Annotated in this window: 16 protein-coding genes; 9 read left to right on the top strand and 7 right to left on the bottom strand. The window is 33.4% G+C overall.

Annotation, left to right across the window (positions count from 1 at the left end; translation table 11 throughout):
* The first annotated feature begins 11 nt into the window (after positions 1 to 11).
* Entirely contained in the window at positions 12 to 1,442 is a 1,431-nt protein-coding gene (locus Q4500_RS09050; protein WP_368389743.1) for an oligosaccharide flippase family protein, read from the top strand.
* Here the strand turns inward: Q4500_RS09050 and Q4500_RS09045 are convergent, their stop codons facing one another.
* Positions 1,443 to 2,432: an AI-2E family transporter gene (locus tag Q4500_RS09045; protein ID WP_368389742.1), complete on the bottom strand. Its 990-nt coding sequence runs from the start codon at positions 2,430 to 2,432 to the stop codon at positions 1,443 to 1,445.
* Positions 2,433 to 2,622: 190 nt separating this feature from the next.
* On the opposite strand from Q4500_RS09045, the gene Q4500_RS09040 reads away from it, so the two are divergent.
* Entirely contained in the window at positions 2,623 to 3,495 is an 873-nt protein-coding gene (locus tag Q4500_RS09040; RefSeq protein WP_303599367.1) for an RluA family pseudouridine synthase, read from the top strand.
* Between the two features lie 69 nt (positions 3,496 to 3,564).
* On the opposite strand, the gene Q4500_RS09035 is transcribed toward Q4500_RS09040, so the two are convergent.
* Positions 3,565 to 4,773: a hypothetical protein gene (locus Q4500_RS09035; protein ID WP_303599366.1), complete on the bottom strand. Its 1,209-nt coding sequence runs from the start codon at positions 4,771 to 4,773 to the stop codon at positions 3,565 to 3,567.
* Between the two features lie 162 nt (positions 4,774 to 4,935).
* Positions 4,936 to 7,716 carry an excinuclease ABC subunit UvrA gene (gene uvrA, locus Q4500_RS09030; protein WP_303599365.1) on the bottom strand — a complete coding sequence of 927 codons (2,781 nt, stop codon included), beginning with the start codon at positions 7,714 to 7,716 and terminating at the stop codon, positions 4,936 to 4,938.
* Between the two features lie 243 nt (positions 7,717 to 7,959).
* On the opposite strand from uvrA, the gene Q4500_RS09025 reads away from it, so the two are divergent.
* The 4 genes from Q4500_RS09025 (at position 7,960) to Q4500_RS09010 (ending at position 9,957) form a co-directional block, all read left to right on the top strand.
* On the top strand, positions 7,960 to 8,541 hold the full coding sequence (locus Q4500_RS09025) for an RNA polymerase sigma factor (protein WP_073246503.1): 582 nt from the start codon (positions 7,960 to 7,962) through the stop codon (positions 8,539 to 8,541).
* Between the two features lie 74 nt (positions 8,542 to 8,615).
* A complete protein-coding gene (locus tag Q4500_RS09020; protein WP_299324852.1) occupies positions 8,616 to 8,759 on the top strand; it encodes a hypothetical protein in 144 nt (47 codons plus the stop codon).
* Between the two features lie 400 nt (positions 8,760 to 9,159).
* Positions 9,160 to 9,741 (top strand): RNA polymerase sigma factor, encoded by a 582-nt coding sequence (locus Q4500_RS09015; protein ID WP_133673739.1) that lies wholly within the window; start codon positions 9,160 to 9,162, stop codon positions 9,739 to 9,741.
* A 72-nt stretch (positions 9,742 to 9,813) separates the two neighbouring features.
* Positions 9,814 to 9,957, top strand: coding sequence for a hypothetical protein (locus tag Q4500_RS09010; RefSeq protein WP_303599364.1), 144 nt, complete (start codon positions 9,814 to 9,816; stop codon positions 9,955 to 9,957).
* A gap of 15 nt (positions 9,958 to 9,972) precedes the next feature.
* On the opposite strand, the gene nth is transcribed toward Q4500_RS09010, so the two are convergent.
* On the bottom strand, positions 9,973 to 10,635 hold the full coding sequence (gene nth / locus Q4500_RS09005) for an endonuclease III (protein WP_303599363.1): 663 nt from the start codon (positions 10,633 to 10,635) through the stop codon (positions 9,973 to 9,975).
* 55 nt (positions 10,636 to 10,690) lie between these two features.
* On the opposite strand from nth, the gene bcp reads away from it, so the two are divergent.
* A complete protein-coding gene (gene bcp / locus Q4500_RS09000) occupies positions 10,691 to 11,143 on the top strand; it encodes a thioredoxin-dependent thiol peroxidase (RefSeq protein ID WP_303599362.1) in 453 nt (150 codons plus the stop codon).
* A gap of 77 nt (positions 11,144 to 11,220) precedes the next feature.
* Here the strand turns inward: bcp and Q4500_RS08995 are convergent, their stop codons facing one another.
* Positions 11,221 to 12,675, bottom strand: coding sequence for a TonB-dependent receptor (locus tag Q4500_RS08995; protein WP_303599361.1), 1,455 nt, complete (start codon positions 12,673 to 12,675; stop codon positions 11,221 to 11,223).
* 170 nt (positions 12,676 to 12,845) lie between these two features.
* Here Q4500_RS08995 and Q4500_RS08990 point away from each other — a divergent pair, with 170 nt between their 5' ends.
* A complete protein-coding gene (locus Q4500_RS08990) occupies positions 12,846 to 13,622 on the top strand; it encodes an MBL fold metallo-hydrolase (protein ID WP_303599360.1) in 777 nt (258 codons plus the stop codon).
* Positions 13,623 to 13,624: 2 nt separating this feature from the next.
* Positions 13,625 to 14,119, top strand: a complete 495-nt coding sequence (locus Q4500_RS08985) for a hydrolase (protein WP_299324839.1) — start codon at positions 13,625 to 13,627, stop codon at positions 14,117 to 14,119.
* Here the strand turns inward: Q4500_RS08985 and Q4500_RS08980 are convergent.
* Positions 14,116 to 14,775 (bottom strand): alpha/beta hydrolase, encoded by a 660-nt coding sequence (locus tag Q4500_RS08980; protein WP_303599359.1) that lies wholly within the window; start codon positions 14,773 to 14,775, stop codon positions 14,116 to 14,118. The genes Q4500_RS08985 and Q4500_RS08980 overlap by 4 nt on opposite strands.
* 4 nt (positions 14,776 to 14,779) lie before the next feature.
* Positions 14,780 to 15,109 (bottom strand): hypothetical protein, encoded by a 330-nt coding sequence (locus Q4500_RS08975; RefSeq protein WP_299799266.1) that lies wholly within the window; start codon positions 15,107 to 15,109, stop codon positions 14,780 to 14,782.

Genomic DNA, 15,109 nt, shown 5'->3' with positions numbered 1-15,109 from the left:
TAAAACAATCGTTGAATAATACAATTGTAACCTATTTTGGTTTTGCAATTGGGGCAGCGAATACCTTGTTTTTGTATACCAATTTTATGCAGCCAAGTAATTACGGATTAATACAGGTAATTTTATCTGTATCAGCTGTGCTAACCCCCATATTGGCATTTGGTGTACCCAATAGCTTAGTTAAATTCTATTCTAGTTTTAAAAGCGAAAAAACTCAAGATTCCTTTTTAAGCTTAATGCTGTTACTGCCCTTGGTATTAATTATACCTGTAGCTTTAATAAGCTATGTAGCTAATGACGCCATCGGTAATTTACTTTCAAGACAGAACGGTATCGTTCGAGATTATGTTTGGCATATCTTTTTAACGGGTATGGCAATGGCATACTTTGAGGTTTTTTATGCTTGGGCGAGAATTAGAATGAAATCTATGTTCGGCAATTTTATGAAAGAGATTTTTTGTAGAATTGGTCAAACCATTTTGTTGCTCCTGTTATATTTTAAATTTATTGATATTGAATTTTTTATCAATGCCTTGGTCGGTTTTTACTTAGTGCGAACCTTAATTATGAAACTGTATGCGTATTCTTTACGTAAGCCAAAATTAAATTTTACCCCGCTACAAAATTGGAAAACTATTGTAAAATACAGCGCCTTAATAATATTAGGCGGATCTACTGCAATTGTACTTATGGAGGTAGATAAGGTAATGCTGAACAACTTTCTGGAGTTGGAGAATGTTGCTTTTTATGCTGTTGCCGGTTTTATAGCATCTACTATTGCGGTACCTTCAAAATCTATGCATCAGATAACGTATCCACTAACAGCTACATATTTGAATAATAAGGATACTTCTGCACTTTCGCAATTATATCAAAAAAGTTCATTAACCTTATTTATAGTATCCGGTCTTCTTTTTTTGCTGATATTATTAAACTTAAATGAACTGTATGAGCTGCTGCCAGATAAGTATGCTGGTGGATTCATGATTGTCTTTTGGGTAGGTTTGGTAAAAGTTTATGATGCGCTTTTAGGTAATAATAATGCTATCTTATTCAATTCAGATTACTACCGTTCTATTTTATTTTTCGGAGTGTTATTGGCGGTATTGGCTATACTATTCAATCTTTGGTTAATTCCGAAATATGGTATCGACGGTGCTGCCATTGCAAGCTTTAGTGCTTTCTTTATTTACAATACCCTAAAATTAGGATACGTAAAATCGAAATTTAAAATGCTACCGTTTACCAATGAAACTTTAAAGGTGCTTGCCTTATTAATAGTAGTTGGCGCTATTTTTTCAACCTTTTCATTTTCTTTTCATCCTATAATTAACATAGCGCTCAAAAGTATTCTTATGACTATTTTCTATGTTGGTGTTCTTTATCGTTTTAAAATATCTGAAGATGTCTACGGATTTTTAAATAAGTTTCTAGGTCGTTAATTACATTTGACTTACCCTTTGTTTATTTGGTTTTTGAATGCCATATTGTTGCTTGTAAATTTTCACAATTATTAAGAATAGATTTATAATTAAGGGACCAAAAATCAATCCAACAAATCCGAACAACGGAATACCAATTAAAACTCCTATCAAGGTTACCAAAGGGTGGGTGCTATCTAATTTTTTAAGAACAAATAGTCGAATGAGACTTTCGGTCATACCCACTACTAGAATTCCATAAAGTAGAATTCCCCAAGCTTGAAAATCGTCTCCACTAGCCAGCGTTAAAACAAATACGGGGAAAATACCTATGAATGTTCCTATAAAAGGAATCATAGACCCTATAGTTACAATTACAAACCAAAAAAGAGGATTGTCTACTCCGAATATATAAAAACCAATAAGTGCTATAATTCCTTGAGCAATCGCGACTAAAGGTATCGCTATTGCATTAGATCGAACCACACTATCTATTTCTTTACCTAGCGCAACCAGGTTTTTATTACTTAATGGAATATATTCTAATAAAGATTCTTTTAATTGTTTAGGACTCTTTAGCATGTAATAAAGTAGAAACAGTAGAATACCAAATGAAATAATAATATTAAATGTACCACTTGCAAAACCAGAAAGATTATCTGTTAGCCAACCAGAAGCTTGTTCTGGGTCAATAGCTGAAGAAACATCATACTGTACATATTTTTCTATTTGTGATAATTGACTTTTAAAGGCTTTGGTAACTTGTTCAGATTTATCTGCGAAGTCTCCCAATTGTGAACTTAGCATAAAACCTGCACCGGTTAATGGAATGAAAATGCCAATGAAAGCTGCGAAAATTAGTAACATGGCTGCCCAGGATCTTTTTAATCCCTTATTAATTAGTTTCAACATCCACTTTCTTAGAACTACATATAGTGTGAGCGCACCAAGTACACCAGAGATATATGGTAACATGTATTTTATAATCAATCCGCCTAGAAATATAATCAAGGCCAATATGATTAGCTGTCTAAGGATTTTATGGTTTATCTTTTTCATCATGGTTGTTTCTGAAGGAAATTGGAATCGACTGAAAATTAGGTTTATATACCAAGGAACATTAACTCACTTCAATTTATTAATAGTCCAAAAGTTTATGTAGTAGAAATTGCCTAAAACCTAATTAACTTTGAGGAGTATTATGCAACAAAAAGAAATACATATTGTAAATGAAAATGTAACTCCAAAGAGATTGCAAGAATATGGGGTAGGGGTGTTTCAGAGTATATCGACAAAATCTGCTTTAAAGAAAGCCATTAAGAAAAAGTTCATTTTGGTTGATGGGCTAATTGCTTCTACTGCAACTATGATTGTTGGTGGAGAAACTATTGTATATCAACATCCGCCAGAGTATGAAAAAAATACTCGGCTTATTTTAAAACTAGAAGTAGTTTATGAAGATGAATACTTGGCAGTTATCAATAAACCTGCAGGAATTTTAGTAAGCGGTAACGGATTTAAAACTGTAGCTAACGCACTAGCCCAAAATTTAAAGAATAGTTCAGGTGTAGATGCTGTTAGTCCGCAACCTTGTCATCGTTTAGATTATGCTACTACAGGTTTGCTTTTGGTAGGCAAAACAAGTAGTGCAATAACGAAGTTGAATCAGTTATTTGAACATAAGAAAATTGAAAAAGAATATTTTGCGGTAACTATTGGAGGTATGGCTACCGTAGGAAGTATAAATAGTAATATAGATGATAAACCGGCTAAGTCTTCTTTTGAGGTTTTAGAATCAATTGTCTCTGAGCGATTTTCATATCTTAACTTGGTAAAACTTAGTCCACATACCGGTAGAAGACATCAATTAAGAAAACATTTATTATCTATTGAGAATCCTATTTTAGGAGATACCACTTATTTTTCAACCGGACTCGAATTAAAAGGAAAAGGATTGTATTTACATGCGAAGTCACTTCGGTTTCAGCATCCTGTTACTAATGAAGAAATGTATATTGAATCTAAACTGCCTAAAAAATTCACTAAACTTTTTCCTGGTCAATTAAATTTATAGGAATAGAAAAAGCGCCGCAATGAATTAATCATTACGGCGCTTTACAACTAACCAACCTAAAAACTTATTTTAATTTCTTCTGCTACTTCTAGTCGCTGAACTTGTTCTTGAACTTGAGCTTTTATCAGGAGCTTTACTTACTGATCTTGAACTAGAGCTTCTACTTACAGAACTTCTAGACGGACTATTAGTCGCTTTTCTAGATACAGTACTACGTTGAGTTCTCGTATTTGTTGCAGTTCTAGTATTTACACTTCTGCTAACAGGTTTTTTATACGTAGTAGTACTTCTTTTTACAGTTGTACTTCTAGGTGTACGAGAAACTTCTCTTTTGGTAACTGTTCTATTTGGCGTTTTACGCACTGCAGAACTATTACTTCTTTTTACCGTACCATTATTAGATGAACTTCTTGTAGCAGTTCTGCTTTGAGTAGTTCTACCACTATTTGTATTGTTACGTCTAACAGTAGTTGATCTGTTTACAGTTGAGCTTCTATTTGCTCTTGCTGTATTATTAGATGCCAACGTTCTGTTCGTTCTTAAACCATTATCTCTTTTAGCAACAGTTCTGTTACTTCTGTATTTATTGTTTCTTACTGCAACACGCTTATCATTTCTATAAACAGTAGATCTGTTATTTCTAGCCTTGTTGTATTTATGTTGATTACCAACATTTACATAAGCTTTTCTATAGTTGTTTCTATAAGGGCTATAGTAAGAATATCTAACAGGAGTATAATATCTTCTGTATGGGCTATTGTATACAAAGCTAAAACCAACTGCAGGTCTTACAAACCATCTATGAAATGGACGGTAAACATAACTTCTGTTATATATATTGATATACCCTGTGTGGTAATCATAGAAACCACGGTTGTTATAATAAACATTCATGTTACCTACACTACGAACTCTGTTGTTTGAGTAATTGATATTTACATCACCAATTTCGCTTACACGACCATAGTAGTCATAAAAGATAGGCACATTCTCTACCTGAATTACTGCACCATAATCATCGTATTGAGCAAAAGGACTATAATCGTAACCAGAGTTAAATGTTACTCCGTTTTTTCTTCCTGATACTTGGTTTTCGATATAAAAATCAAATTCACCATCAGGATAAACAGAAAATGTAATTCCGTTTTCTATAAAAATAAATGAGTTATCGTATCTATAAGTATTGCTGTTTGCAACCTTATCTTCATTAATACCTGTAGCGAATACACCTGTGGTGCTAAAAATAACCGCTGTTAATAGTAGTACTAAGTTTTTCATAATATAAGGTTTAGATCTGCCCCTTAGGCAGTTGTTCTAAATGTAATTATTTACATTCTCTTAGTGTATTACAAACAGCGTGCCAAAAAATGAAACCCTTGATTATACTAATGATAATCAAGGGTTTATGTATGTGTTAAATATTTCGTTTATGGAAATGTTTTATTTTAATTTTTCTTTTAGGTAGCTAGCTGTATATGATTTTTTGCTTTTTACCACCTCTTCTGGTGTGCCTTCGGCTAGTAGCTGGCCGCCATTTTCACCACCACCTGGACCGAGATCAATAATGTAATCGGCACATTTTATTAATTCTATATTATGCTCGATGACTACAATAGAGTGTCCTTTTTTAATAAGGGCATTAAATGATTTCAATAATTTCTGAATATCATGAAAGTGCAATCCGGTGGTTGGCTCATCAAAAATAAAGAGTGCTTTATCTTTTGTACTACCTTTTATTAAGAACGATGCCAATTTAATACGTTGTGCTTCACCACCAGATAGGGTAGAAGATGACTGCCCTAAGGTTACATAACCTAAACCTACATCTTGCAATGGTTTTAGTTTGGTAACAATTTTAGTCTGTTCTCCGGTTTCAAAAAACTGAATAGCATCGTCGATGGTCATATTAAGAACATCATCAATGTTGGCATTATTGAAAGTAACTTCTAATACTTCTTTCTTAAATCTTTTACCACCACAAGTTTCACACTCTAAGTGTACGTCGGCCATAAACTGCATTTCTACAGTAATTTCACCTTCACCTTTACATTTCTCACAACGACCGCCATCTACATTAAAAGAGAAATGTTTTGGTTGGTAGTTTCTAATTTTACTTAGTTTTTGTCCAGCATATAAACTTCTGATATCATCATATGCTTTAATATAAGTAACAGGATTAGAACGCGAAGATCTACCTATTGGGTTTTGATCAACAAATTCTACATGCTTAATATGTTTGAATTTACCTTCTACAGATGTATGCTGACCAGCCTTTTCACCATAACCTCCTGTTTCTTTTAATATAATAGGATACAGCAGTTTCTTTACCAAGGTACTTTTACCACTACCAGATACTCCAGTAACCACGGTAAGCATATCTAACGGAAAAGTGACATTGATATTTTTAAGGTTATGTTCTCGAACACCTTTAATAGTAATATGGTTTTTAGAAGTTCTACGTTCTTTAGGAACTTTAATCTCCATCTTACCATTCAAATACTGTGCGGTAAGAGATTTAGATTTTAGAATTTCTTTCAATGTTCCCTGCGCCACAACTTCACCACCATGTGTACCAGCCTCCGGACCTATATCAATGACCATATCTGCAGCTTTCATGATATCTTCATCATGCTCTACTACAATTACGGTATTGCCTAAGTTTCGTAGCGATATTAAAACTTCTATTAGATTTTCTGTATCTCTTGGGTGTAAACCAATACTAGGTTCATCTAATATGTACATAGAACCCACTAAACTACTACCTAATGAGGTTGCCAGGTTTATTCGCTGACTTTCGCCACCAGATAGGGTATTCGATTTTCTATTGATGGTCAAGTAGTTTAATCCTACTTTATCTAAAAATCCTAATCTTGTATTTATTTCAACTAAAAGTCTCTTCGCTATTGTAGCATCATTTTCATTTAGCTTAAGCTCGTTAAAGAAAACAATCAATTTTTCGATGGACAAACCTACTAATGATGAAATAGATGCTCCGCCAACTTTAACGTAATCGGTTTCTTGGCGCAGACGTTTTCCGTTACAAATATTACATTTTGTTTTGCCTCTATATCTAGAGAGCATCACCCTGTTCTGAATTTTATAGCTTTTCTCTTCCAACATTCCGAAGAACTTATGAAGACCTATAAAATGTGCATTACCATCCCAAACTAATTGCTGTTGCGCTTCAGAAAGCTCAAACCAAGGTTTATGAATAGGAAAATCATACTTGTAAGCAGAGTTTACCAATTGATCACGATAAAAACTCATGCTTTCACCTCGCCAAGGGAAAATGGCATTTTCAAAAACAGATAAAGCAGTATTAGGTACAACCAAATCTTCATCTATACCTATAACATCACCATAGCCTTCACATTTAGGACATGCACCATAGGGATTGTTAAAACTAAAAAGGTGAACATTAGGCTCAAGAAAAGTCATGCCATCCAACTCAAACTTATTGCTGAAAGGCGTTTGTTTGCCATCTGCCAATTCTTCAATGATGCATTCGCCCTTACCTTCAAAGAAAGCAGTATCTACAGCATTTGCCAAACGATTATAAAAATCTTCGTCGTCTTTGGTGATGATTCTATCAATTACTAAGTCGAACTTTTTACTGATATCTTCAGGAGCTTGGTCAATACGAAGAACCTTATCATTATACTTTATACGTGCATAACCTTGTTTAGAAAATAACTCTAAAGATTTTAGAGCATCTCGGTCTTCGCGAATAACTATTGGTGCTAATAATAACAGTTTGGTTCCTTCATCATATGTTTTAACATGATTTACGACATCTGTAACGGTATGCTTTTTTACTTCTTTACCTGAAATAGGAGAGAAGGTCTTACCAATACGTGCATATAATAGCTTTATGTAATCATAAATCTCAGTAGTTGTACCTACCGTAGATCTTGGGTTGGTAGAGTTTACCTTTTGCTCTATGGCAATTGCAGGGGCTATACCCTTTATATAATCGACCTTTGGCTTGTCTAATTTGCCTAAAAACTGTCTTGCGTATGAAGAAAGACTTTCTACATATCGTCTTTGACCTTCGGCATACAAGGTGTCAAAAGCTAAACTAGATTTACCAGAACCAGACAAACCTGTAATTACAACAAGTTTATTTCTAGGGATAACGACATCAATATTTTTAAGGTTATGCAGTTTTGCACCTTTAATTATGATGTTTTCTTTCGGATTTACTTCGGTGAGTGTAGGCATACAAATATCTAAGGATACAAAGATACGCTTTGCCTTTTTTCTGAACTAAAAAATGCCGTTTATCTAAAAATAGTAGAAGAAATTTTTACATTATTATAAGAGTATTTATTTTTTTATATCTTTGGGATCTCATAAAAATTCAATTAGCCTATAACGCAACATTACTTTTAAAAGTTAGAATTTAACCATTAGACCCTTATTCATTAGAATCTGGGGCTGCTTTTTAACCCTACAAGTAACGTTATGGTAGTACAAATTGAAGATTCCCAATTAGTAAAAAAATACATTCAAGGAGACGAAAGAGCTATCGAGGCTCTAATTAATCGTCATAATTCTCGTCTTACGGGCTTTATCTATTCTAAAGTAGGTGACCGTGAACTAACCGAAGATATTTTTCAAGATACATTTATGAAAGTTATACGTACCCTAAAAAGAGGTGCATATAATGAAGAAGGTAAATTTTTACCTTGGGTAATGCGTATTGCGCATAACCTTGTTATCGATCATTTTAGAAAACATAATAGAATGCCAATGTATAATAGCAAAGAGAGCTATAATATATTTTCATTATTAGGTGATGATAAGTTGAATGCAGAAAAGCAATTGATCAAAGAACAAATAGATTCCGATTTGCTTCGTATGATCAAAGAGTTGCCAGAAGATCAGCAAGAAGTTTTAGAGATGCGTATATATAAAGATATGAGCTTTAAAGAAATTTCTGATAATACAGGTGTTAGTATTAATACTGCACTAGGTAGAATGCGCTACGCATTAATTAACCTTAGAAAGCTAGTAGAGGCCAATAATATAGTTTTAACGAATTAATAGGTCGCAGGTCGAGTGGATCTACTATCTTCATACATGTGTCGTTCTATAGATGAACCTAAACAACACGTAACATGGAAAAATTATACACGAAAGACCAGAATAAGACCAAATTGGTAAAAGCTAAGCCTGAAACAATTCAGTTTTTGCTTTCTTATTCTAAGTCTTTAAATATTACTGAAGTAGACGGATTGCAGTTTGAAAGTAATTTGAACTAGAATAATCCTAGAAATATATATAACCCCCTTAGGCATTGCCTAAGGGGGTTTTTGATTTTAAATGGGTTTAGTACTGCTATTTACTGCTTGTAGCCAACTTATTACTTGTAAGAGAACTAGTTTTTCAATACTACCTTATATATAGGTATAGTAATGCCGGGCTAATAATAAAGGGCTTTTAGGTCATTTTTACCTTTCCTACATTTCGCTGCCGAACTATCTGAAATTGTATTTATTGTGTAGAAATATACTTTTTCGATGTTTCACATCATAAATACGTGTTTTGACAACATACTTTTTCCTACAGCGACCCTTTTCTCTAGTTTTATATCAGAAATAAGAAACAAACCAATTAACTAAAAGATTTCCCACGCTTAACCAATTAAAGAAAGTAACTCGTATGAAACTACAAATTGAAGACTCAGAATTAGTTAAAGATTATATCAGCGGTAACGAAGGTGCCCTTGAAATTTTAATTAACAGACACAATCAACGTATTACTAGTTTTATCTATTCTAAGGTTTTAGATAGGGATATCACAGAAGACATTTTTCAAGATACTTTTATTAAGGTTATTAAAACTTTAAAAAGAGGTAAGTATAGTGAAGAAGGTAAATTTTTACCTTGGGTAATGAGAATTTCTCACAACCTTATTATCGATCACTTTAGAAGAAACAAAAGAATGCCAATGTTTGAAGGTAGCGATGACTTCAATATTTTCTCTGTAATTGGGGATGATAAGTTAAATGCTGAAAAACAATTAATAAAAAATCAAATAGATTCTGACCTAAGACAATTAGTTGAAGAGTTGCCAGATGATCAAAAAGAAGTTCTTTTAATGCGTATCTATAAAGATATGAGTTTCAAAGAAATCTCTGAAAACACAGGGGTTAGCATTAATACTGCTCTTGGTAGAATGCGTTATGCTTTAATCAACCTTAGAAAAATCATTGAAAAAAACAATATAGTTCTTACCAATTAGGATGGTGTAGAAATTAGAATAAACAATATTTCCAAATTTGCGGCGTTATTTTATTGTAACAACGTAGGAAGTATGGAAAAAATTTACTCTAATTACCAAGAACAGACCGGATTTAACAAAGTTTGTCCGAAGACAATCAACTTCTTATTGAGCTATTCACAAGCTTTATTTGAATTTGAATACGAAGATTTAGAATTCGAAATATTTTTGAATTAATAAAAAAGCCCGCAATTAGCGGGCTTTTTTATTTTTATAATAGTCATTTAGTACTGTTTTTCTACCAATTGTCTTTGTAATTATATCTTTTTCCATATCCCAACCTCTTGCTGGTGAATATTCACGACCATACCATATTATTTGTAAATGAAGATCGTTCCAAATTTCTTCAGGGAATAATCGTTTTGCATCTTTCTCTGTCTGTACCACATTTTTTCCGTTTGTGAATCCCCAACGATATAGCAATCTATGAATATGCGTATCTACAGGAAATGCAGGTATACCGAAAGCTTGCGATACTACAACACTTGCCGTTTTATGACCTACAGCCGGTAATTCTTCTAAATATTCAAGTTCTTTTGGTACTTTACCATTATGTTTATCAATTAAAATATGAGATAATCCATGAATACCTTTTGCTTTCATGGGCGATAAACCAACAGGCTTTATAATTTCACGTATTTCTTCCACGCTTAATTTTATCATGTCATACGGGTTGTCAGCCTTTGCAAATAGAAGGGGAGTAATTTTATTTACTCTCACATCGGTACTTTGTGCTGACATCAAAACTGCAATTAATAAAGTATAAGGATCTTTGTGATCTAAAGGCACAGGAATTTCTGGATAAAGCTCTTGAAGCGTAGAAATTGTAAATGCTATTTTTTCGGCTTTCGTCATTAATTGTTTAATTTTGATTGAAAATATTTAAACACAAATTTATAAAACTTCATTTATGAATACGTTAAAAGTTGGTGATAAAGTTCCTTCGTTTTCTGCTAAAGATCAAGACGGTAATACTATTAAGTTAGAAGATTATTCAGGTAAAAAACTAGTTGTTTTTTTCTATCCAAAAGCAAGTACACCTGGTTGTACGGCTGAAGCATGTAATTTAAGGGATAATTATAAAGAATTACAATCTGAGGGCTATGAACTTATAGGAGTTAGTGCAGATTCTGAAAAGAGACAAGCAAAATTTAAAGAGAAATATGAATTTCCTTTTCCATTATTGGCAGATGAAGACCATACCGTTATCAATGCTTTTGGTGTGTGGGGATTGAAGAAATTTATGGGGCGTGAGTACGATGGTATTCATAGAAAAACATTTGTTGTAGATGGTGATGGTATTGTTGCTAAAGTAATCGATAAGGTGAAGACTAAAGATCACGCAGCTCAGCTATTAGATTGATATTTAGTATTTTGCAAAATAAAAACGCCCATATAAAATGGGCGTTTTGTGTTACTGCTATTTTAAGAACCAACTACTTATTCGGTTTCTTGATCATCTGTTTTTCTAGTAAATAATTGCCTTTTTTTAATGATTTCTGCAATTCCTTCCGGTAGCATTTTTTCCCAACCTTCATCATTGTTCATTAATTTCTTAAGAACATCTCTAGAGAAAATATGCATTACTTCTGGTTCGTAATCTATGATGTCCATAACCTTGCCATTGTATTTAAAGAACTTGTACAATTCTTTCATACGTGGGTGAACCTTAACATTATTACTTGTCATAATCTGACCAGTATCTGGGTTCTTCATTGGGTATAGATACACCTGTAAATCTTTAAAGAATAATTTACCGAATGCTTCTAGTATACCACCACTTAAATGACGGTAGTATTTTTCGTCGAATATGTCTACCAGGTTGTTTACACCCATGGTCAAACCAATTCTGTTTTTAGTATAATTATTAAAGTACTCTACTAATTTGTAATATTCTTGAAATTTAGAAATCATTACCGAATGACCAAGAGAACAAAGCAATTCTGCCCTATCCATAAAATCTTGTTCATCGATTTCACCAGATGCTTTTAAGTTAGAAAGCGTTATCTCAAAAATAACGATTGTATTGTTTTGATCAACACCTTTATCACGAATGAAAATGTCATAAGACTTTTCAAACATATCTAAATTCACTTTGGTTACAGGTCTAAAACTACCACGTAAGGCTAAAATATTCTTTTTATAAAGTACAGCCGCAGGTAGTAAGTTATTGCCGTCAGGACCGAACATGACGGCATCTGTCATGTCATTTTTAATAAGCTGTAAACTCATTAAGCGGTTGTCAACATCTTTGAAATTAGGTCCAGAGAAGTTAATCATATCAATTTCTAGGGTATCCTTATCTATATGGTCATATAGATATTTCAACATTTTCTTTGGTTTATGGTACTTGTAAAATGCACCATATATTAAGTTAACACCAAGAATACCTAAAGTTTCTTGTTGTAATCGTGCTTCGTTTTGCTTAAAACGAATATGAAGAATAATTTCGTCAAATTCTTTCTGTGTTGGGTCTAATTGATATCTAATACCGATCCAACCATGACCTTTGTAGCGTTTAGAGAAATCAATCGTTGCTACTGTATTTGCATATGAAAAGAACAATCTATCTGGGTGGTTTTCGCGACTAATACGCTCTTCCATCAATTGCATTTCATAATCAAGCATGGTTTTTAATCTAGCTTGGGTTACATATCGCCCATCTGTCTCAGTACCATAAATTGCATCACTAAAATCTTTATCATAAGCACTCATTGCTTTCGCAATAGTACCCGAGGCACCACCAGATCTAAAGAAATGACGTGCGGTTTCTTGTCCGGCGCCAATTTCTGCGAAGGTTCCGTATATATCCGGATTCAGATTTATACGTAGGGTTTTTGCTTTTATTGAGGGAATATTTTCAAAAACACTATCTCTTTTTAATACCGATGCCATTTTTTACCTGTTTATCTTTTCACAAAGTTATAAAGAATGGTTGTGACATTGGACAATAGCGGTAAAAAAAAGGCATAAGTTTCGGTTATTGTTTTTATTCCCTTTTAAATACAGCGATCTTATAATTTAGAACTACCGATTTTATTAAAAAGGAATTAAATTTGTAGCACATGATGAACAAATTACGTGTAACATTTTTAGGAACGGGAACTTCTCAAGGTATTCCAATTATTGGTAGTACGCATCCGGTTTGTTTGAGTGATAACCCAAAGGATAAAAGACTACGGGTGTCAGTTTTACTTTCTTGGGATGATTGTAACTATGTTATTGATTGTGGTCCAGATTTTCGTCAGCAAATGCTTACACATAATGTGATGCACCTTGATGGCATTTTATACACGCATGAACATTCGGATCATACTGCTGGTCTAGATGATATCCGTCCTTTTTTCTTTAGACAAGGTAATATTCCTATTTATGCGCACAAAAGGGTAGTGGAGTCTTTAAAAACCCGTTTTGCATATATATTTCAAGAAAAGAACAAATATCCTGGTGCACCAACAGTTGATATCAATCTAGTTAACAATAACGAGCCATTTAAGATTGGTAATAGCGAGGTTACGCCTATTAATGTCTTGCATAACGAACTTCAGGTCTTCGGCTTTAGATTGGGAGATTTTACGTACCTAACTGATGTGAAATCGATTGAACTGAAAGAAGTTGAGAAAATAAAAGGCTCTAAAGTTATTGTTGTTAATGCATTAAGACTAGAGCCTCATATTTCTCATTTTAACTTAGAAGAGGCACTTGATTTTATAAAAGAAGTTAACCCAGATAAAGCATACTTAACACATATTAGCCACTTACTTGGTTTTCACGAAGAAGTAGAAAAAATACTGCCGAAAAATGTACATTTGGCATTCGATAATTTAACAATCACTATTTAACTATGAAGAGCAAAATATACCTTTACTTATTTCTATTTGTATCCTTAATCTGTTTATACCTAGTGGTTAGCAGTGGTAATATGACTAAAGCAAATGCTGAAACAATTACAAGGCTAGAAAGTAAGGTTGAAAATTTGAAAGATTCTGTTCAAAGATCTTCTTTGAAGGTGCTTGATATGCAGTATTTCTCTTTAGAGAACAATGACGATGCACTTGCATATTTCGAGCATTTAAATTTGAACGATCCTGCAGCTTATGTTGCCGATAAATTATTGGAAACCAATGCTCAAAAAGGTGACAATCCTTTAGTTCCCTATGAAGGAATGCAGAACGATTTTAAAATTAATAAAATCAAAGTATTAAATCATAAATGGATACTTACCGACTTTTCTGATGGTAAATATTGGGGTGAGCTATTGATCAAGTATGAATTAAAAGATGACCTAGGTGTTGATTTCACCTTAATTGATCACTTATTATATACTCAAAGCAACTAGATTTTATCTGAAATCCATTTTTTAAGAGCGTAGAAGTTCTGTGGTGCAACACCATGCCCTGCAGGAAATTCTTCATAGACATGTTTTATACCTAAGGTTGTCAATAACTCGGGTGCTTTTCTTGCCCAATCTACCGGTATCACTTGATCCATATCGCCATGGGAGCAATAGAAATTAAGGCTGTCAAAATTATTATCCTTATAAGAATCAATTAATATATCTTCATTAATATATCCGCTTAAAGCGATGATATTCTCTACTTTTTCAGGATATGATAAGGCTACTGCATAACTTAGAATGGTACCTTGACTGAAGCCTAAAAGGTTGACATTATTTTCATCTAACCCATAAGTAGAACAGGCTTCATCAATGAAATTTTTGATTTTGTCACGAGATTCAATAGCTTGATCATCATCGCTCCATTTTCCTTTTTCATCATCAAAATTAATAGCGTACCATGCATAACCATAAGGCTGTAAAATATAAGGAGCACGAACGGCTATAATACATAGTTCTTCTGGTAATTCTGGTGCGAAAGAAAATAAATCTTCTTCATTACTACCGTAACCATGCAGCATAAAAAGTACAGGTGGTTTTTTATCGGTTAGGCTAGAAGGCCTAATAATGTGTTCTAAAGATAGGGGAGCTGTTGTCATTATATTATTTTATAAAAGTAAACCATTTTTGAAAGTAAGGTCCCAGAACGGGAACCGCTTGTTCTTTGTTAGCCAACAGGCCTAAAAAGGCGTAAAACCAAAGTACGATATAGAATATATAAAGTCCATAAAAGCCATACTCATTACCCCATTGTGCGTTTAATATGGCAAAAGCAAGAAAGATAATATGAAGTCCGAAAGCCTGTCTTGTGTGAAAACGAGCAAATTTGTGTTTTGGTTCGGAATTCATACTAATCGCAATTAGTGCTCCTACAATTGTAAGGTAGGCCACAATGGCGGTTTTTTTTCCGGGTATTTCGGGAACTTTCTCCAT

Source organism: Maribacter sp. 1_MG-2023 (genome assembly GCF_030547005.1).
GTDB lineage: Bacteria > Bacteroidota > Bacteroidia > Flavobacteriales > Flavobacteriaceae > Maribacter.
Note: the sequence above shows the minus strand (reverse complement) of the source record. Positions and strands in the feature narration are given on the sequence as shown.